This is a genomic window from Paracoccus sp. (in: a-proteobacteria), from assembly GCF_030538695.1.
Taxonomy (GTDB): domain Bacteria; phylum Pseudomonadota; class Alphaproteobacteria; order Rhodobacterales; family Rhodobacteraceae; genus Paracoccus.
Window position 1 is genome coordinate 103,261 of sequence record NZ_JAUNTN010000002.1, and the last position, 19,398, is coordinate 122,658.

Consider the following 19,398-nt stretch of genomic DNA (forward strand, 5'->3'; position numbering starts at 1 on the left):
TTCGATTCGTCTGCTGAGAGCGTGCTGGGACATTATGGAATCGAGTTTGGGAAATCATGGAATCGTCGTTGAGATTCCGAATCGCGCAGGCGTGATTGGTCGTGATTCTGAGCTTTTCTGACCTGTCCGGGTGGATGTTCAGCGGTCTGATGTCGGCCTTTCTATATTTTCTGGGAATATGCGGCACTTTTTTGCCTATGCGCGATCTGTCTATATCTAGTGTTTTGTTGACTGTCATTCCGCTAGGTTTGCTTCTCTGCCTTTGGTTTTCTGCGAACTATAGTGGAACATGATGTGGCTGGCCTCTGGTTGCTGTTGGTTGGTGGCGAATAATTCCATTGCGTCCCATGTTTTCCCGTGGCATTTCTTGTTCACGGAGACGGGATAGAAGGGGCGATCAAAAGACCCCGCGAAGGCGAAGCAGGCTTCATACAGGCACCCGCTTTCCGTGATGTGATCCGGGGCGCATGAGCAGCACCTCCCCCAGGTGGCGCGATAACCCGGACGATCCCCGCGAAACGGGGCCCAGAGATGGGAACGAGGGCGGCGGATCGGGCGGTGGCAGCGGCCCGGTCCGCCCTTTCCTTTTCGGGCGGGCCGAAAAGGTGGGACAGTTAAGGAGACGCCGCAGGTGGCGCGCAGGTTCAGAGGTTCAGAAGACGTCAAGATCGACGCCAAGGGACGGATGTCCGTCCCGGCGCGGTTTCGCCGCGTCTTTGAACTGTCCGATCCTGATTTTGAATCCGGCCGCCGGGCGCAGATGGTCATTGTCTATGGCGGCCCGCAGCAGGATCACCTCAAACTTTATACGATTGAGGCGATCGAAGAAATCGACGCACAGATCCATCGGATGCCGCGCGGTTCGGTCCAGCGTCTTGTGCTGGAGCGGCTGATGAACGGCCAGTCGATCGAGGCCGAGATCGACGATGACGGCCGCTTGGTGATGCCGCAAAAGCTGCGTGACAAGCTGGGTCTGACGGACCGGGCGCATATGGTGGCCTCGGGCGATTACTTGAAGCTTTGGGCTGCCGAGGATCAGCAGGACGCCGATGCCGAGCTGGACGCCTTTATTGATTCGCTTGAACCCGGCACTGATCTGCTGAGCCTGCTTCCCGGTCTGCCCGAGGAGGGTTAAGGCCATGGCCGCGCCCCATATCCCCGTTCTGCTGGACCCGCTGCTGCGGGCGGTTGCGCCGGTTTCTGGCACTTGGGTCGATGGCACCTTTGGCGCGGGCGGTTACACGCGCGGGCTGCTGGCGGCGGGGGCGGATCAGGTGATCGGTATTGACCGCGACCCGCTGGTCTTCGGCATGGCCCGCGCTTGGGCGGGTGATTATGGCGACCGCCTGTTGCTGCGTCAGGGCGAGTTTGGCGACCTTGATGTGCTGGCCGGGCAGCCGGTCGATGGGGTGGTGCTGGACCTTGGCGTCAGCTCGATGCAGCTGGATCAGGCTGAGCGCGGCTTTTCCTTTCTGCGTGACGGGCCGCTGGATATGCGCATGGCGCAGGATGGGCCGAGTGCCGCCGATCTGCTGAACAGCGCCGACGAATCGGTGATTGCCGATGTGCTGTATCATTATGGTGAGGAGCGCGCCTCGCGGCGGATCGCGCGGGCGATTGTCGCCGCGCGCCCGCTGACCCGCACGCTGGAGCTGGCCGAGGTCGTCGCCCGCTGTCTGCCGCGTCCGAAACCGGGGCAGAGCCATCCGGCGACGCGCAGTTTTCAGGCTATTCGTATTTGGGTGAATGATGAGTTCGGCCAGCTTCTTCAGGGGCTTATGGCGGCAGAACGCGCCCTGAAACCGAGTGGCAAGCTGGCGGTGGTCAGCTTTCATTCGCTGGAGGACCGGGTGGTCAAGCGGTTCTTTCAGGCGCGTTCGGGTCAGGCCGGGGGTGGTAGCCGTCATGCGCCGGTCATGGCCGTTGAAGCCCCTGCTTTTACCCTGCCGTTTCGTCGCGCCATTGGGGCCGATGATGCCGAACTGGCCGCCAACCCCCGCGCCCGCAGCGCCTATCTGCGTGTGGGCGTGCGCACCGATGCACCCGCCGGTTCCGCTGATGCGGCGGCGCTGGGTTTGCCGCGCCTGCCAGCGCAAAGGGGGCGGTGATGCGGTTGCTTGCCGTGGTGACGGGCATTGTTGTGCTGATGGGGCTGGCCTTTTGGACCTACCGGGAAAACTATCGCACGCAGGCGGTGATCGACGAAATGCGTGTGGTTCAGCGCGAAATCGCCAGCTTGCGCGATGAACTGAGCGTGCTGAATGCCGAATGGGCCTATCTGAACCGGCCCGACCGCCTGCGCCAGCTTGTGCAGATGAACTTTGATACGCTGCGGCTGGTGCCTCTGACTTCGGATCAATTCGCGGGCGCGGGCAATATCGCCTATCCGCCAGCGCCGGAAAAGCTGGTTCGTCCGCCGCGCCGCCCCGAGGGCTTTACCCCCGAAGGCGGCGAAATCACCGAAAACGACGCCCCCGCACAGGAGCAAACGCCATGATCCGCACCCCCTTGCGCCCTTTGGCCCGCATCCTTCGCGCCCGCGAACAGGGTGCCAACCCTGACGAGATCGAGGCCGAGAACCGCGCCGCGCGTCATGCCGAGATTCAAGAGACCGCCCGGCACAGCGCCGATGGGCGGCTTTGGGTTATGGGGCTGGCCTTTTTGCTGGCCTTTGGGGCGGTCGGTGTGCGTATGGGCATGGTCGCTGCCAGCCAACCCAGCGAGCCGCGCGTTCAGCAAGGCGGCAGCGACATTATCAGCCAGCGGGCGGATATTGTAGATCGTCAGGGCCGGATTCTGGCCACGAATCTGATGACCCATTCGCTTTATGTGCATCCTCAGCAATTGATTGACCCCGACAAGGCCGCGCGTGAGCTGGCCCGGATCTTCCCGGATCTGAAAGAGGACAAGCTGCTGGAGCTGTTCAAATCGCAGCGCAAGTTCGACTGGATCAAGCGCAAGATCAGCCCCGAGCAGATGCAGGCGGTGCATGACATCGGCGACCCCGGCCTGCTGTTCGGCCCGCGTGAGATGCGTCTGTATCCGAATGGTCGCCTTGCCAGCCATATCCTTGGCGGTGCCGGTTTCGGGGCCGAGGGCGTCAGCAGCGCCGAGATCCTTGGCGTGGCGGGCGTCGAAAAGCAATTCGACCGCCAGTTGCGCGATCCCGGTCAGGATGGCCCGCTGTCCCTGTCCATCGACCTGTCGGCGCAGGCAGCGATGGAGCAGACCCTTGCGTCGGGGATGCGGGTGATGAATGCCAAAGGCGCGGCGGGCGTGTTGATGGATGTGAAAACCGGCGAGATTCTGGCGATGGCCAGCCTGCCCGATTTTGACCCAAACGACCGTCCCAGCCCGTTGTTGCAAGGCGATCCGTCTGACAGCCCGCTGTTCAACCGGGTGGTGCAGGGCCAGTATGAGCTTGGCTCGACCTTCAAGATTTTCCCGGTGGCGCAGGCGATGGATCTGGGTCTGGTGAACCCGAACACGCAGATCAACACCAATACGCCGATGCAGATTGGGAAATATCGGATTCACGACTTGCACCAATACGGTTCCAGCATGTCGGTCGAGGATATCATCGTGAAATCCTCGAACGTGGGGACGGTGCGCATTGCGCAGATGGTGGGGGTCGAGCGGCAAAAGGATTTCCTGGAAAAGCTGGGCTTTTTCACGCCAACCCCGATTGAGATGGTCGAAGGCCCGACCGGCAAGCCTTTGGTGCCGACGCGCTGGCCGGCGGTAACGGCGGCGACGGTCTCCTTTGGTCACGGCCTTGCCGCCAGCCCGCTGCATCTGGCCAGCGCCTATGCCACGCTGGCGAATGGCGGGGTGCGGGTGTCTCCGACGCTGATTCACAGCGAGACCCATGCCGAAGGTCCGCGCGTGCTGTCCGAAGCGGCGGCGCGGCGTTCGCTTGATCTGCTGCGTGGGGTGGTGGTGCGCGGCACGGCGCGTTCGGCCGAGGTTCCCGGCTATCAGGTTGCGGGCAAGACCGGCACCGCCGACAAGCCGCGTCCGGGCGGCGGTTATTACAGCAACAAGGTGGTGGCGACCTTTGCCGCCGTGTTCCCCGAGGATCAGCCGAAATATGCGCTGGTGGTGACGCTGGACGAACCATCCGCACAGACCGGCGGCGGCGAAAGCCGGGTTGCGGGTCTGACCGCCGTGCCGGTCGCGGCCGAGGTGATTCGCCGCCTGTCTCCCATCCTTGGGCTGGAACCCGAGGACGGCCCGCGCCTGCCCGAGATTGCCCCGCGCCCGCAGGCTGCGGTAAAGCTGTCGATGAACTGAACAAGGGACATCCCATGACCGAGCCGCATCGCCTGTCCACATTGGGTCTGCATGGGGTCCGCGACCCGCTGATTACCGGCATTGCGGTCGATTCGCGGCAGGTGCGCGATGGTTTCCTGTTTGCGGCCCTGCCGGGGTCGGAAACCCACGGGGCCGAGTTTATCACCTATGCGCTGCGTCAGGGCGCGGCGGCGGTGCTGACCGACCGCGAAGGCGCGGCCATCGCCGGGGGGCTGCTGGCCGATTCCGATGTGGTGGCGATTGTCGTTGACGATCCCCGCGCGGCGCTGGCCGGAGCGGCGGCGCTGTGGTTCGGGCGTCAGCCGGAAACCATGGTGGCGGTGACGGGAACCAGCGGCAAGACTTCGGTTGCCAGCTTTATCCGCCAGATCTGGCAGGCGCTTGGGCATAAGGCGATCAGCCTTGGCACCATGGGCGTAATCGGTGATTATCAGGCAAAGCTGGCCCATACCACGCCCGAGCCGATCACCCTGCACCGCGTTCTGTCCGAGGCCGCCGCAGCCGGCGTGACCCATGCCGCGATGGAGGCATCCAGCCACGGCCTCGACCAGCGGCGGCTGGATGGGGTGTCGCTGGTGGCGGGCGGGTTTACCAACTTCAGCCAGGATCATCTGGACTATCACAAAGATTTCGACAGCTATTTCGCCGCCAAGGCGCTGTTGTTCAACCATATCCTTGACGAGGACGCGATTGCCGTCATCAATACCGACAGCCCGCGCGGCCGCCAGATGCGCGACATTGCGCTGGATGCCGGGCAGGGGGTGATCTCGGTCGGGCGCGGCGAGGATTGCGAGTTGCAGATTCTGGCCCAGCGTTACGACGCTACCGGGCAGGAACTCCGGGCGCGGATCATGGGTCAGACGCATCTGCTGCGGCTGAACCTGATCGGTGGTTTTCAGGCTGAAAACGTGCTGCTGGCCGCCGGGCTGGCCATCGCGGCGGGGGACGAGACTGCCCGCGTCATTGCGACCTTGCCGGAACTGGCGACGGTGCCGGGCCGGATGCAGCTTGCTGCGACCCGCGACAATGGCGCGGCGGTCTTCGTCGATTACGCGCATAAGCCCGGGGCGGTGATCGCCGCGCTGCAATCGTTGCGCCCGCATGTGATGGGCCGCATCATCGCCGTGATCGGTGCGGGCGGCGACCGCGACCGGGGCAAGCGCCCGCTGATGGGGCAGGCCGCCGCCGAACATGCTGATGTGGTGATCGTCACCGACGACAATCCGCGCACCGAAGACCCGGCGCTGATCCGGGCCGCCGTGATGGAGGGTTGCCCCGAGGCAACCGAGATCGGTGATCGCGCCGAGGCCATCCTGCGCGGCGTCGATGCGCTGGAGCCGGGCGATGCGCTGCTGATTATGGGCAAAGGGCATGAATCCGGCCAGATCGTCGGTCATGACGTCTATCCCTTTGATGATGTTGAACAAGCCTCGGTTGCCGTTGCGGCTCTGGATGGGAAAATCTGATGGCTTTGTGGACCGCATCCGATGCCGCTGCCGCCACTGGTGGGCGGGTGACAGCCGATTGGCAGGCCAATGGGATCAGCATCGACACCCGCACGATTGCGCCGGGTGATCTGTTCGTGGCGCTGAAAGCTGCCCGCGATGGGCATGATTTCGTTGCGCAGGCGCTGGCTTGTGGGGCGGCTGCCGCACTGGTCAGCCGCATCCCCGAGGGCGTGGCCCCGGATGCGCCGCTGCTGGTCGTTCCCGATGTGCTGGCCGGGCTGGAGGCCCTTGCCCGCGCCGCCCGTGTTCGGACCCGCGCCCGCATTGCGGCGGTGACGGGTTCTGTCGGCAAGACCTCGACCAAGGAAATGCTGCGCGCGGCATTGACCCCGCTGGGTCGCACCCACGCCGCCGAGGCCAGCTATAACAACCATTGGGGCGTGCCGCTGACGCTGGCCCGGATGCCCGCCGATACCGATTTCGCCATTATCGAAATTGGCATGAACCACCCCGGCGAAATCGCCCCGCTGACCCGTCTGGCCCGTCCTCATGCGGCAATGATTACCACCGTTGCCGCAGCCCATATCGAGGCTTTCGACAGTATCGACGGCATTGCCCGCGAAAAAGCGGCGGTCTTTCAGGGGTTGGAACCGGGCGGTGCGGCGGTGATTCCTGCGGGTCTGCCAACCACGCCGATTTTGCTTGATGCCGCCCATGCCTTGCGGGCGAATGTCACAACATTCGGTCCCGATGCGGACGTGGCCCTGCTGGATGTCACCCCGGACGGTGCCATGACCCGCGCGACCATCCGTGTCGAAGGGCAGGATCTGACCCTGCGGCTGGCCTCGGCCGGGACGCATTTCGCCATGAATGCTGCGGGCGTTCTGGCGATGGCCCGCCCGCTTGGGCTGGACCCTGCTGCACTGCTGCCGGGGCTGGAGGCATGGACACCCCCCGCCGGTCGCGGCCGGGTGCAGCGGATCGCATGGGGCGCGGGCCATATCGACGTGATCGACGATGCCTATAACGCCAACCCGACCTCACTTGGCGCCGGATTACAGACACTCTCGCGCCTGCCGGGGCAGCGCCGCGTGGCAATTCTGGGCGATATGCTGGAGCTTGGCGCGGACGCAGCCGAGCAGCACGCCGCCATGGCAGCGCATCCTGCGATGGCCGCCGTCGATCTGGTCCACACCGCCGGGCCGCTGATGCGCCATCTGGCACAGGCGCTGCCTGACGCCCGGCGCGGACAGGTCACGGAAAGCGCCGAAGACCTGGCCACCCAAGCCGCAATGCTGGTGCAAAGCGGCGATATTGTGCTGATTAAAGGCTCGAAATCTTCGCGTATCACGAAACTGGTTGACGCGCTGCGTCAGGCAGGCAACAGCAGCGCCACGCAAGAACAGGAATAGTCTATGCTCTACTGGCTGACCGGGCTGTCGGATGGCGGCGATATCTTTAACCTTTTCCGCTATATCACCTTCCGCGCGGGGGCGGCTTTCTTTACGGCGCTGATCTTTGGCTTTCTGTTCGGAAGGCCGCTGATCAACTGGCTGCGCGTCAAGCAGAAAAAAGGCCAGCCGATCCGCGATGACGGTCCCGAAGGCCATTTCGTCAAAGCCGGAACCCCGACCATGGGCGGGCTGCTGATTCTGTCTGCGCTGTTCTTCTCGACGCTGATGTGGGCGCGGCTGGACAATGGCTACATCTGGATCGTGCTGCTGGTGACGGCGGGCTTTGCCGCGATCGGCTTTGCCGATGACTATGCCAAGGTCACGAAACACAGCGTCGCCGGGGTCTCGGGCCGGGTGCGCATGGGCATCGGTCTGGTGATTGCGGCGCTGGCCGGAGCGGCTGCGGCATGGATGCAGCCGGCAGGGCTGACCGGGCAACTGGCGGTGCCGTTCCTCAAGGATACGCTGATTAACCTCAGCCTGCTTTACGTTCCCTTTGCCATGGTGGTGATCGTTGGCGCGGCCAATGCGGTGAACCTGACCGACGGTCTGGACGGGCTGGCCATCGGCCCGGTGATGATTGCTGCGGCAACCTTCGGCGTCATTGCCTATCTGGTCGGGCGCGTGGATTATGCCAACTATCTTGGCGTTCACCACGTCCCCGGCACGGGCGAGATTCTGGTGTTTGTCTCGGCCCTTATCGGCGGCGGGCTTGGGTTCTTGTGGTATAACGCGCCGCCTGCCGCGGTCTTTATGGGTGACACCGGCAGCCTTGCCCTTGGCGGCGCGCTTGGCGCCATTGCGGTGGTGACGAAACACGAAATCGTCCTTGCCATCGTCGGCGGGCTGTTCGTGGTTGAGGCGCTCTCGGTCATCATTCAGGTGTTCTATTTCAAACGCACCGGCCGCCGCGTGTTCCTGATGGCCCCGATTCACCATCATTTTGAGAAAAAGGGCTGGGCCGAACCGCAAATCGTCATTCGCTTCTGGATCATCTCGTTGATCCTTGCGCTGATCGGTCTGGCGACGCTGAAACTGCGCTGATATCTTTTGTCTGAAAATATCCTCGGGGGTCCGGGGGTGGAAAACCCCCGGTCCTTCGCTCAGCACCGGAGCCGCGCATGATCCCCGTCCAAGGCGTTGAAAACCGCAAGATTGCTGTCCTTGGTCTTGGCCGTTCGGGGCGGGCTACCGCTGCTGCGCTGGCGGCGGGCGGGGCGCATGTTATCGCATGGGATGACAGCGCCGAGACGCGCGAACAGGCGGGCGATCTGACCCTGCTGGATCTGAGCAAAGCTGCAAATTGGGACGGGATCGGTGCGCTGATCGTCAGCCCCGGCATCCCGCATCTGTATCCGCAGCCGAACCCGGTCGTTGCCCATGCGCTGAACCTTGGGGTGCCGGTTGATAACGACATCGGGCTGTTTTTTCGTAGCTTTGCCACGCCGGAATGGGATAATTTCGACACCATCCCGCAGGTGATTGCCGTCACCGGCAGCAATGGCAAATCCACCACGACCGCGCTGATTCACCATATTTTGCAAGAGTCGGGTCGGCCCACGCAGATGGGCGGCAATATCGGCACCGGGGTTCTGTCGCTGGACCCGGCCCATGATGGTGAGGTGATTGTTCTGGAATTGTCCAGCTATCAGACCGATCTGGCGCGGGCGCTGACCCCGGATGTGGCCGTGTTTACCAATCTGTCGCCGGATCATCTGGACCGGCACAGCGGCATGGGCGGCTATTTCGCCGCCAAGCGGCGGTTGTTTGCTGAAGGCGGACCGGAACGGGCGGTGATTGGCGTCGATGAGGTCGAGGGTCGCTATCTGGCCAATCAGATGGCGGTTGCCGCCGCAGATGACCGGGTGATCCGGGTCTCGGCGCGGATGAAACTGGACGGGCCGGGCTGGTCGGTCTTTGCCCGCAAGGGTTTTTTGTCGGAATATCGCAAGGGCCGTCAGGTGGCCTCGATTGACCTGCGCGAGATGCGCGGCCTGCCCGGTGCGCATAACCATCAGAACGCCTGTGCGGCCTATGCCGCCTGTCGTGCCGTCGGCATCGCCCCGCGTCAGATCGAGGCTGCGCTGCATAGTTTTGCGGGCCTTCCGCATCGTAGCCAGACGGTGCGGGAACTGAACGGTGTGCGCTGGGTCAATGACAGCAAGGCGACCAATACCGATGCCGCCGAACAGGCGTTGAAGGCGTTTCCACGCATCCGCTGGATCGCGGGCGGGCTTGGCAAGGATGGTGGCATTGCTGCTTTGGCCCCTCATCTGGAGCAGGTGGTGAAAGCCTATCTTATCGGCCATTCCGCGCGGGATTTTGCCCTGCAATTGCCGGGGGTTCCCTATGAAATCTCGGAAACCATGGCGCAGGCCGTGGCCCATGCGGCGGCGGATGCGCAGCCGGGGGAAACGGTCCTGCTGGCACCTGCCGCCGCAAGTTTCGACCAATATCCCAATTTCGAGAAGCGCGGCGAAGATTTCACCAATCTGGTAAACGCGCTTCAGGAGGGGTGAGGCCGCTCATGCAGCCCGGCGTCACCGCCGGGGGCGTGTAACAGCGTTACAGCCATTCCTCGCCGCTATTCATGCGGCCAGTGACGAACCCAACCCTGATTCAATTTCTGGCCTGCGATCAGATCAGCGGTGGTGACTGACTGGTCGCGCCGGGTGGTCCGCAGGGCGGCATCAGGCCCGGGCCATCCGCGCGGTTTCCATCACCCTTGCAACCCGGCGGTTAGCGAATCCCGGTTAGTATCGTGCCAAGAATCAGCCCGGCCAGCACGACCTGCCATGCCGGGCGGTTCCAGATCGTCAGCATCAGGAACAGCCCGACCGCCAGCGTAAAATCCGCAGGCGATAGCACCGCGCTGGTAAACACCGGCTGATAAAGCGCCGCGCCAAGGATGCCGACCACTGCCGCATTGGCTCCGGCCATGGCGTGTCGTGCCTGCGGGTGCGTGGAGATCTGTGTCCAAAAGGGCAGGGCGCCCATCACCAGCAACAGGCCCGGCAGGAACACGGCGGCCAGTGCCAGTAATGCGCCCGGAACCCCGCCCGCGACCTGACCCAACCACGCGGCAAAGGTAAACAGCGGCCCCGGCACCGCCTGCGCCGCGCCATAGCCGGCCAGAAAGCTGTCGGCGCTGACCAGCCCGGTGCTGACGGTTCCGGTTTCCAGCAGCGGCAGCACCACATGGCCGCCACCAAAGACCAGCGCCCCGGCCCCGTAGAAGCTGGCGAAGATTTGTCCCCAAAGCCCGGCTTGCGCCAGCAGCGGGACCGTTGCCAGCAGCAGGGCAAACAGCGCCAGACAAATCGTCCCGGTGCGGCGCGATGGCATGATGCCCGGCTCCATTTGTCCGTCCCTGACCGACGGGCCAAGCCGCAGCCCCGCCCCAATTGCCGCGCCAAGCGCAATTGCAGCGATTTGCGCCAGCCCCATGCCGGGCCAGAGCGAGACAACCGCCAGCGCCGCCAGCGCCACCCCGGCGCGTGGCCCGTCTGGCGCGAGGCTGCGGGCCATGCCAAGCAGGGCATGGGCCACGACAGCCACCGCGACCAGCTTCAGCCCATGGATCAGGCCGCCCGCCAACCCGTCCGGCGGTGCTGTCCCCCATAGTGCCGCCAGCAGCATCAGCACCAGTGCCGATGGCAGGGTGAATCCGGCAAAAGCCAGCATCGCCCCCCATATCCCGCCCCGCGCATAGCCGATGGCAAAGTTCATCTGGCTGGAGGCCGGGCCGGGTAAAAACTGGCAAAGCGCCAGAAGGTCGGCAAAGGCATGATCCGTCATCCAGCGCCGCCGGATCACGAATTCGTCCCGAAAATAGCCGATATGCGCCACCGGCCCGCCAAAGCTGGTCAGCCCGAGGCGCAGGAAGATCAGGAACAGGTGCCAAAGCCCTGCGGGTTGGGTGTCATCACGAATCATGCTCTGACAGTTACCCTCGAAATCCTAAGGTTTGGTGAAAATCTGCCATGTTTCGGCAAGCAGGCTGGTATGAGGCCAAAAATCGCGCTATTCTTGCCGTCAACGACCCGGAAAACCGGGCGGACCCGAGGCAGTGACGGCAGTAAAACATGACCGAAATGGTATTCGGCGCAGCACCCGCGCGTGTGGGCGACCCGATTCTTCCCCGCTGGTGGCGGACGGTGGACCGCTGGGCCTTGGCCTGCGTGTTCGGGCTGTTTGCCATCGGGCTGCTGCTGGGGCTGGCGGCCTCGGTGCCACTGGCTGAGCGGCTGGGGCAGCCGCCGTTTTACTATGTGATCCGGCAGGCGATTTTCGGCACCATGGGGCTGGGTGTGGCGGTTCTGATCTCGATGCAATCGCCGCGGATGGTGCGGCGGATCGGGGTGCTAGGCTTTGCCGTGGCCTTTGTGCTGGTGCTGCTTTTGCCCATCATCGGCAGCGATCACGGCAAGGGCGCGGTGCGCTGGCTCAGCATCGCGGGCATTTCGATGCAGCCGTCCGAGTTCCTCAAGCCCGGTTTCATCGCTATGGCCGCATGGCTGCTGGCCGCCAGTTTCGAGGTCGGTGGCCCGCCGGGGCGGCGTTATTCGTTCATGCTGACAGCGCTGATCGTGGTGCTGTTGGCGATGCAGCCGGATTTCGGGCAGGCCTCGCTGATCCTGTTTGCCTGGTGCGTGATGTTCTTTGTCGCCGGGGCGCCGATCTGGCTGCTCGGGGGCGTCGCTGGGCTGGCCGTGATGGGCGGCATCTTTGCCTATGGCGCGTCAGAACATTTCGCCCGCCGGATCAATGGGTTCCTGTCGCCTACGGTCGATCCGCGCACGCAGATCGGCTATGCGACCAATGCCATTCAGGAGGGCGGTTTTTTCGGCGTCGGCGTGGGTGAAGGCACGGTCAAATGGCAGCTTCCCGATGCGCATACCGATTTTATCATTGCCGTTGCGGCCGAGGAATATGGGCTGCTGCTGGTGCTGTTCATCATCGCGCTTTACGCAACCATCGTGGTGCGCAGCCTGTGGCGCTTGCGGCGCGAGCGCGACCCGTTCACCCGTATCGCCGGGACCGGGCTGGCCTGTGCCTTTGGTGTGCAGGCGCTGATTAACATGGGGGTGGCGGTGCGGCTGCTGCCGGCCAAGGGGATGACGCTGCCTTTTGTCAGCTATGGCGGCTCGTCCGTGGTGGCTTCGGGTATCGCGGTAGGGATGCTGCTGGCGCTGACCCGGACCAGGCCGCAGGGTGAGATTGCCGATATTCTGGGACGCGGGAAATGAGTTACGCTTTGATCGCAGCGGGTGGCACCGGCGGCCATATGTTCCCGGCGCAATCCTTGGCCGAGGTGCTGCTGGTCGAGGGGTGGCGCGTCACCCTGTCCACCGATGAGCGCGGCGCGCGTTACGCCGGGGCCTTCCCGGATGCCGTGGTGCGGCAGGTTGTGACCTCGGCCACGACGGCGCGGGGCGGGGCGGTTGGTAAGCTGGTGGCCCCGTTTCGGATTGGGGCCGGGGTGGCTTCGGCGGTGCTGGCTTTGCGGCGGGACCGGCCTTCGGTTGTCGTCGGCTTTGGCGGCTATCCGACGATTCCGGCGCTGTCGGCGGCGCGTCTGCTGGGGATTCCGGCGATGATCCATGAGCAGAACGGTGTCATGGGCCGGGTGAACCGGATTTTTGCGCCGCGTGTCGCGCGTGTGGCTTGCGGTATCTGGCCGACCGATTTGCCGGGCGGGGTGCAGGGTATCCATACTGGCAACCCCGTGCGGGCTGCGGTTCTGGCGCAGGCGGGGGCGGCCTATGTTGCGCCGGGTGAGGATGCGCTGAACCTGCTGGTGATTGGCGGGTCGCAGGGCGCGCGGGTGCTGTCGGATGTGATCCCGGCCGCGATTGCGGCGCTGCCTGAGGACATCCGCGCCCGGCTGCGCGTCAGCCATCAGGCGCGGGCCGAGGATGCTTCCCGCGTCACCCAAGCCTATGAAAGCGCAGGCGTTCAGGCCGAAATCCGCCCGTTCTTTGACGATGTGCCGCAGCGGCTGGCCGGGTGCCATCTGGTGATCAGCCGGTCGGGCGCGTCCTCGGTTGCGGATATTACGGTGATTGGGCGGCCTTCGATCCTGATCCCCTATGCTGCCGCAACCGGCGATCATCAGACAGCAAATGCGCGGGCGCTGGCGGATAGCGGCGCGGCGCTGGTGGTGCCGGAATCGGTGCTTGACCCTGAAACCATGATGCGCGACATCCGCGCCATTCTGACCGACCCCGCCCGCGCGCAGCAGATGGCGCAGGCGGCATTGGCCCTTGGTCGCCCTGATGCGGCCGAACGTCTGGCCCAAATCGTAAAGGATATTGCCCAATGAACGCAGCCACGAAACTGCCCGGCGAGCTTGGCCCCATCCATTTTATCGGCATTGGCGGCATTGGCATGTCGGGCATCGCTGAGGTGCTGATGACCCTGGGCTATGACGTTCAGGGCAGCGACGCCAAAGCCAGCAAGATCACCGAGCGGCTGGAAAGTCTTGGTGCGCGGGTGTTCATCGGCCAGTCAGCGGATAACGTGGGTGAGGCGGGTGTGGTGGTGAAATCCACCGCTATCCGCGATACCAACCCCGAATTGGCCGAGGCCCGCCGCCGTGGCCTGCCCATCGTCCGCCGTGCCGAGATGCTGGCCGAGCTGATGCGCCTGAAATCCAACATCGCCGTGGCTGGGACGCATGGCAAGACCACGACCACGACCATGGTTGCGACCTTGCTGGACAAGGGCAATTTCGATCCAACCGTGATTAACGGGGGGGTGATCCATGCCTATGGCTCGAACGCGCGGGCCGGTGCGGGTGAATGGATGGTGGTCGAGGCCGACGAAAGCGACGGTTCCTTTAACCGTCTGCCCGCGACCATCGCCATCGTGACCAATATTGACCCCGAGCATATGGAGCATTGGGGTTCTTTCGATGCGCTGCGCAAGGGGTTCTACGATTTCGTCAGTAACATTCCTTTCTATGGGCTGGCGGTCTGCTGCACCGACCACCCCGAGGTTCAGGCGCTGGTCGGCAAGCTGACCGACCGTCGGGTGGTGACGTTCGGTTTTAATGCGCAGGCCGATGTTCGGGCGGTCAACCTGACCTATGAGAACGGCGTCGCGCATTTTGACATCGCGCTGCAGGGGGAGCGGGACGAGGACGGCAACGCTCCCGTGATCGAGGGCTGCACCTTGCCGATGCCGGGCGATCACAACGTCAGCAACGCGCTTTCGGCGGTGGCGGTGGCGCGTCACCTTGGCATGAAGCGGGCCGAGATCCGCGAGGCGCTGGCCGGGTTCGGCGGCGTGGGGCGGCGCTTTACCAAGGTGGGAGAGGTCGATGGCGTGACCATCATTGACGATTATGGCCACCACCCGGTCGAGATTGCGGCGGTGCTGAAAGCCGCGCGGCAGGCGACCAGGGGCCGCATCATCGCCGTGCATCAGCCGCACCGCTATTCGCGCCTGTCCAATCTGTTCGAGGATTTCTGCACCTGTTTCAATGAGGCCGATGTGGTCGCCATTGCCGAGGTCTATTCGGCGGGCGAAGACCCGATCCCCGGCGCATCCCGCGATGATCTGGTGGCGGGCCTGATCGCCCACGGCCACCGTCACGCCCGCGCCATCCTGTCCGAAGGCGACCTTGCCCGGCTGGTGCGCGAACAGGCGCGTGCCGGGGATATGGTTGTCTGCCTTGGCGCAGGGACGATCAGCACATGGGCCAATAACCTGCCGCAAATGCTGCGCGACGAGGCTGCATGAGCGCGGCCTTACCCTATCTGGTGCTGATGCTGGCGCTGGTCTGGATCGCCGGTGCCGCCAGCCTGCCGCGTTTGCGGGAACCGCAGCGGCCCAAGATGCTGGCTGTTCTGGTGGTCAGCGGTGTGTTGTTGGTCGGGCTGATGACGTGGGTGCTTGGCCCGATTCCGGCACTGGTGGCGCTGGCACCGGGCGCATGGCTTTTGTTGCGCCGGCCCTATAACCCCCATCACGTCAACACGCATCACGTCGGAGAGTAACGCGATGGACAACCCTTTTCTGATCCCGGTCCTGCAATCACTGGCGGTTTTGGTTGTCACTGCCATCATTGGCTTTTTCGCCGGCCGGCGATGGGGCATCATGGCGCTGTGGGTGGTGCTGGCGGCGGTGGCGGTGCTGGGCATCTGGGGCTGGAACGCCTATCAGCAACCCGCCTATGGCGAGGCCATGCGCTCGCGCCATATCCTGTTGTATTTCCTGATTGCGCCGGGAATCACGGCACTGATCGTCGGGCTGGCCGCCGGGATTTGGGCGCATCTGAGCCGCCGTGGCTGAGATGTTCGAGCTGCTTTACCTCTGGGGCGGTATCGTGCTGCTGGTGGCAGGAGTTTTCGCAGCTCTGGCCAGCCTGCTGCGCCGCCCGGCACCGCCCCGTCTGACGGCGCTGGTGTTGGCGCTGGCAGGCGTGGCCGTGGTCAGTCTGATTTTCGGTGATTTCCTGCCGCGTCAGGTTCAGGTGACGGCCTTTATCCTGCTGCTGGTGTTATGCGCCCTGTGCTTCTTCCGGCTGAGCTTTCTGGCATGGCCGCGTCGACGCTGGCTGGCGGTGCTGTTGGTTGTGCTGAGCGTTGGCTATATGGTCACGGGCTTTGCTGCGGTTGAACTGGTAGAGCCGTCCGAGGGGCTGTTCCCCAACCTGGGCTTTGTGCTTGGCGCATATCTGGCGGGAATACCGATGACGGTTGGCGCGTTGCTGGGGGCTGTCTGGGCCGCGATCCGGGCGCGGCGTCAGGTCAAAGCCCCGCATGTATGAGATCATTGGCATCGTTTTGGTCCTTGCCGCAGTTATCGGCGCAGTTGCCAGCCTGATCCTGCATCCGGCGCAGCGCAACACGCTGCTGATTGCGCTGGCGGTGGTGATTGCGATGCTGGTGCTGATTGTCACTTTGCCCGAGGCCGAAGGTAACGTGCTGCCCGGCCTGCTGATGGGGCTGGTCTGCCTGTGCTTTGGCCGCATCTGCTGGGTTTTGTGGCGGGTTGGACGACGAGGGCAGGCGGCGGCGGTGATTGCCCTGCCGCTGGTCTATGTGCTGGCCGGGTGGCTGGGTGTGCGGATGACGCATCCGGCGGCGTATTTTTCATCAGCGGTCTATGTCTTTTGGATCTTGCTTGTGGGGATTCCGGCGCTGACCGGGGCGATTGGCGGGCTGGTCATTGCCCTGCTGCGGCGCTGACGGCTTGAGCGCCACCCGCAACCGTGGCACAAGCGGCGCATGAGCATGACCCTCCCCCCTGTTCGCGGCGCCTTGACGCCGGACCGCCCGCTGGACGGGTTGACCTGGCTGCGCGTTGGCGGGCCTGCTGACTGGCTGTTCCAGCCTGCCGATGCGGATGATCTGGCGGCTTTCCTGCATGATTTGCCTGCTGATGTGCCGGTGTTCACGATGGGCGTCGGCTCGAACCTGATCGTGCGGGATGGTGGCATCCGGGGCGTGGTGATCCGGCTGGGCCGGGGCTTTAACGGGATCGGGGTTGACGGCGACATTGTGACCGCAGGCGCGGCGGCGCTGGATGCGCATGTCGCCCGCAAGGCGGCGCAGGCGGGGCTGGACCTGACGTTTCTGCGCACCATTCCGGGCAGTATCGGCGGCGCGGTGGCGATGAATGCGGGCTGCTATGGTTCCTATGTCGCGGATCACCTGATCGACGCGATCGCCATCACCCGCGCGGGCGATCTGGTCACGCTGACGCCTGCTGACCTGCGCTTTGCCTATCGTCATTCGGAACTGCCGCCCGGTGCGGTGCTGGTCTCGGCCCGGTTCCGCGCCGGACGCGCCGATCCGGCCGCGCTGGAGGCCCGGATGGAGGACCAGCTTGCCAAACGCGACGCGACCCAGCCGGTCAAGGACCGCAGCGCCGGTTCGACATTCCGCAACCCGGTGGGGTTTTCTTCGACCGGGCGGGCGGATGATACGCATGACCTCAAGGCGTGGAAGCTGATCGAGGATGCGGGCCTGCGCGGCTATCGGCTTGGTGGGGCGCAGATGTCGGAAAAGCACCCGAACTTTCTGCTGAACACCGGCGAAGCCACGGCGGCGGATCTGGAATCGCTCGGTGAATACGTCCGCCAGAAGGTGCAGGACACCAGCGGCCACCTGCTGACGTGGGAAGTGATCCGCATTGGCGACCCCGCAGCGGGGAAATCCGCCTGAGACTGGCGAAAGACTCTTTTCCAATCCGTCACTTTCGGGTTATTCTTGCCGCATAAGCGTCGAAACAGGCGCGTGTCCCGAAATCGGGGCCAGAAAACGAGGCGAAAGTGGCGGGCAATTCGAGCAGCACGCCCCTGACCGTAGCTGTCCTGATGGGCGGACCAAGCGCCGAGCGCGAGGTTTCGCTGTCCTCGGGGCGCGGATGCGCGGATGCGCTGCGGCTGGCGGGCTATGATGTCGTGGAAATCGACGCGGGCGATGATCTGCCCGCACGGCTGGCGTTTGTCCGGCCGGATGTGGTGTTCAACGCTCTGCATGGCCGCTGGGGTGAGGACGGCTGTGTTCAGGGCCTTCTGGAATGGCTGGGGCTGCTCTATACCCATTCGGGGGTGCTGGCCTCGGCGCTGGCAATGGACAAGACGCGGGCCAAGCAGGTTTATCGCGATGCGGGCTTGCCGGTGGTCGAAAGCGTGATCGCTGATGCGGATGACGTGCGCACCCGCCACGTCCTGCCGCCGCCCTATGTGGTCAAGCCAAATGACGAAGGCTCCAGCGTGGGGGTTTATATCGTCGGGCTGGACAATAACGGCCCGCCGCAGTTGGACGACAAGATGCCTGCCCGCGTGATGGTGGAAACCTATGCGCCGGGGCGCGAACTGACCACCGCCGTCATGGGTGATCGCGCCCTTGCCGTGACCGAGATCATCACGACCGGCTGGTATGATTATGACGCCAAATACAAGACCGGGGGTTCGCGCCATGTGATCCCGGCGGATATTCCGGCCGAGATCAGCGCCGCTTGTCTGGATTATGCCGTGCGGGCGCATCAGGCGCTTGGTTGCCGGGGCATGTCGCGCACCGATTTCCGCTGGGACGAGGCGCGTGGGCTGGACGGGCTGGTGCTGCTGGAAACCAACACCCAGCCGGGCATGACCCCGACCTCGCTGGCACCGGAACAGGCTGCCCATGCCGGGATCAGCTATCCCGAACTGTGCCGCTGGCTGGTCGAGGAGGCGCTATGCCGCAAGTGACCCGCCATGGCGTCGATGGCGCACCGCTGACGCCCTCGGGGTTCCGGGTGATCCGCAATGCCGCCACGGCAGAGCCGCCGCGCCGCCGCCGTGACCCGGCACCGTCGCGGCTGAAATATCGTTTCGACCGGCTGATGATGCGGCCCGGCTGGCGGCGGGCGTTCCGCATCGGTGGGCCGGTGCTGCTGGTCGCGCTGCTGGTCGGTGGCTGGCTGGCGGATGATGGCAACCGCTCGGCCATCGGCGGTTGGGTTCAGGACCGGGTGCAGGATGTGCAGCACCGCGAAGCGTTCATGGTCAAGCGGATGCAGATTCAGGGTGCATCGCCCGCCGTGGACGAAGGTTTGCGGGCAATGCTGCCGGTGGATTTGCCTGCCTCCAGCTTTGACCTGGACCTCAAGGCGCTGCGTCAGCAGGCGTTGTCGCTGGATGCGATTGAAACGCTGGACCTGCGGATCAAGGATGGTGGCGTGCTGGAAGCCATCGTGACGGAACGCACCCCGGCGATCCTGTGGCGCCACACGGGCGGCATCGACATGCTGGATGCGGGCGGGCATCGCGTCGCCAGCGTGACCACACGCGAATTGCGTCAGGATTTGCCACTGATTGCCGGGCTTGGCGGTGACAAGGCCACGCCGCAGGCGCTGGCCCTGTTTGAAATCGCCGGGCCGATCCTGCCGCGGCTGCGCGGGCTGGAACGCTGGGGCGAGCGCCGCTGGGATGTGGTGTTGGACAATGGTCAGCGCATCATGCTGCCTGCGGATGACGCGGAACGGGCGCTGCGCGAGTTTCTGGTGCTGAACGAGAAACAGGACGTGCTGGGCCGTGACGTGCTGGCCGTCGATCTGCGTGATGGCGACCGGCCCATGCTGCGCATCGGTATTGCCGGGCAAAACGGGCTGCGGGCGGCGCGCGGCCGACCTTTGCTGGGGCCGGACGGGCGGGAACTGCCGCCCGAGGACAAGAAAAGCTGACG

General features: G+C 64.5%; 19 protein-coding genes. 18 read left to right on the top strand and 1 reads right to left on the bottom strand.

Annotated elements, in window-relative coordinates; genetic code table 11:
- Nucleotides 1-631: 631 nt before the first annotated feature.
- The 8 genes from mraZ (at nucleotide 632) to murD (ending at nucleotide 9,735) form a co-directional block, all read left to right on the top strand.
- Nucleotides 632-1,135: a division/cell wall cluster transcriptional repressor MraZ gene (mraZ, locus tag Q4G24_RS01545; protein ID WP_303364737.1), complete on the top strand. Its 504-nt coding sequence runs from the start codon at nucleotides 632-634 to the stop codon at nucleotides 1,133-1,135.
- Between the two features lie 4 nt (nucleotides 1,136-1,139).
- On the top strand, nucleotides 1,140-2,108 hold the full coding sequence (gene rsmH / locus Q4G24_RS01550) for a 16S rRNA (cytosine(1402)-N(4))-methyltransferase RsmH (protein ID WP_303364738.1): 969 nt from the start codon (nucleotides 1,140-1,142) through the stop codon (nucleotides 2,106-2,108).
- Entirely contained in the window at nucleotides 2,108-2,497 is a 390-nt protein-coding gene (locus Q4G24_RS01555) for a cell division protein FtsL (protein WP_303364739.1), read from the top strand. Before rsmH ends, Q4G24_RS01555 begins: the two co-directional genes overlap by 1 nt.
- The gene (locus tag Q4G24_RS01560; RefSeq protein ID WP_303364740.1) at nucleotides 2,494-4,293 is read left to right on the top strand and encodes a penicillin-binding protein 2; all 1,800 of its coding nucleotides are present in this window, start codon (nucleotides 2,494-2,496) and stop codon (nucleotides 4,291-4,293) included. The genes Q4G24_RS01555 and Q4G24_RS01560 overlap by 4 nt, the downstream gene beginning before the upstream one ends.
- A gap of 14 nt (nucleotides 4,294-4,307) precedes the next feature.
- On the top strand, nucleotides 4,308-5,780 hold the full coding sequence (locus Q4G24_RS01565) for a UDP-N-acetylmuramoyl-L-alanyl-D-glutamate--2,6-diaminopimelate ligase (RefSeq protein WP_303364741.1): 1,473 nt from the start codon (nucleotides 4,308-4,310) through the stop codon (nucleotides 5,778-5,780).
- Nucleotides 5,780-7,174 (top strand): UDP-N-acetylmuramoyl-tripeptide--D-alanyl-D-alanine ligase, encoded by a 1,395-nt coding sequence (gene murF / locus Q4G24_RS01570; protein ID WP_303364742.1) that lies wholly within the window; start codon nucleotides 5,780-5,782, stop codon nucleotides 7,172-7,174. Before Q4G24_RS01565 ends, murF begins: the two co-directional genes overlap by 1 nt.
- Nucleotides 7,175-7,177: 3 nt before the next feature.
- Nucleotides 7,178-8,260 (top strand): phospho-N-acetylmuramoyl-pentapeptide-transferase, encoded by a 1,083-nt coding sequence (mraY, locus tag Q4G24_RS01575; RefSeq protein ID WP_303364743.1) that lies wholly within the window; start codon nucleotides 7,178-7,180, stop codon nucleotides 8,258-8,260.
- A gap of 77 nt (nucleotides 8,261-8,337) precedes the next feature.
- Nucleotides 8,338-9,735 (top strand): UDP-N-acetylmuramoyl-L-alanine--D-glutamate ligase, encoded by a 1,398-nt coding sequence (gene murD / locus Q4G24_RS01580; protein WP_303364744.1) that lies wholly within the window; start codon nucleotides 8,338-8,340, stop codon nucleotides 9,733-9,735.
- 220 nt (nucleotides 9,736-9,955) lie between these two features.
- Here the strand turns inward: murD and chrA are convergent, their stop codons facing one another.
- Nucleotides 9,956-11,152, bottom strand: a complete 1,197-nt coding sequence (gene chrA, locus Q4G24_RS01585) for a chromate efflux transporter (protein ID WP_303364745.1) — start codon at nucleotides 11,150-11,152, stop codon at nucleotides 9,956-9,958.
- Nucleotides 11,153-11,301: 149 nt separating this feature from the next.
- On the opposite strand from chrA, the gene ftsW reads away from it, so the two are divergent.
- The 10 genes from ftsW to Q4G24_RS01635 all read left to right on the top strand — a co-directional run bounded on the left by ftsW (nucleotide 11,302) and on the right by Q4G24_RS01635 (nucleotide 19,396).
- Nucleotides 11,302-12,465: a putative lipid II flippase FtsW gene (gene ftsW / locus Q4G24_RS01590; protein ID WP_303364746.1), complete on the top strand. Its 1,164-nt coding sequence runs from the start codon at nucleotides 11,302-11,304 to the stop codon at nucleotides 12,463-12,465.
- Nucleotides 12,462-13,541, top strand: coding sequence for a glycosyltransferase (locus Q4G24_RS01595; protein WP_303364747.1), 1,080 nt, complete (start codon nucleotides 12,462-12,464; stop codon nucleotides 13,539-13,541). Before ftsW ends, Q4G24_RS01595 begins: the two co-directional genes overlap by 4 nt.
- Complete coding sequence (murC, locus tag Q4G24_RS01600) at nucleotides 13,538-14,962, top strand: UDP-N-acetylmuramate--L-alanine ligase (protein WP_303364748.1); 1,425 nt, start codon at nucleotides 13,538-13,540, stop codon at nucleotides 14,960-14,962. Before Q4G24_RS01595 ends, murC begins: the two co-directional genes overlap by 4 nt.
- Nucleotides 14,959-15,219, top strand: coding sequence for a hypothetical protein (locus Q4G24_RS01605; RefSeq protein ID WP_303364749.1), 261 nt, complete (start codon nucleotides 14,959-14,961; stop codon nucleotides 15,217-15,219). The genes murC and Q4G24_RS01605 overlap by 4 nt, the downstream gene beginning before the upstream one ends.
- A gap of 4 nt (nucleotides 15,220-15,223) precedes the next feature.
- Nucleotides 15,224-15,514: a hypothetical protein gene (locus Q4G24_RS01610; protein WP_303364750.1), complete on the top strand. Its 291-nt coding sequence runs from the start codon at nucleotides 15,224-15,226 to the stop codon at nucleotides 15,512-15,514.
- Complete coding sequence (locus Q4G24_RS01615; protein WP_303364751.1) at nucleotides 15,507-15,992, top strand: hypothetical protein; 486 nt, start codon at nucleotides 15,507-15,509, stop codon at nucleotides 15,990-15,992. Before Q4G24_RS01610 ends, Q4G24_RS01615 begins: the two co-directional genes overlap by 8 nt.
- A complete protein-coding gene (locus Q4G24_RS01620) occupies nucleotides 15,985-16,413 on the top strand; it encodes a hypothetical protein (protein WP_303364752.1) in 429 nt (142 codons plus the stop codon). Before Q4G24_RS01615 ends, Q4G24_RS01620 begins: the two co-directional genes overlap by 8 nt.
- 39 nt (nucleotides 16,414-16,452) lie before the next feature.
- Nucleotides 16,453-17,391: a UDP-N-acetylmuramate dehydrogenase gene (gene murB / locus Q4G24_RS01625; RefSeq protein WP_303364753.1), complete on the top strand. Its 939-nt coding sequence runs from the start codon at nucleotides 16,453-16,455 to the stop codon at nucleotides 17,389-17,391.
- A 152-nt stretch (nucleotides 17,392-17,543) separates the two neighbouring features.
- Entirely contained in the window at nucleotides 17,544-18,422 is an 879-nt protein-coding gene (locus Q4G24_RS01630; protein ID WP_303364816.1) for a D-alanine--D-alanine ligase, read from the top strand.
- Nucleotides 18,410-19,396 (top strand): cell division protein FtsQ/DivIB, encoded by a 987-nt coding sequence (locus tag Q4G24_RS01635; protein WP_303364754.1) that lies wholly within the window; start codon nucleotides 18,410-18,412, stop codon nucleotides 19,394-19,396. The genes Q4G24_RS01630 and Q4G24_RS01635 overlap by 13 nt, the downstream gene beginning before the upstream one ends.
- Nucleotides 19,397-19,398 lie beyond the last annotated feature (2 nt).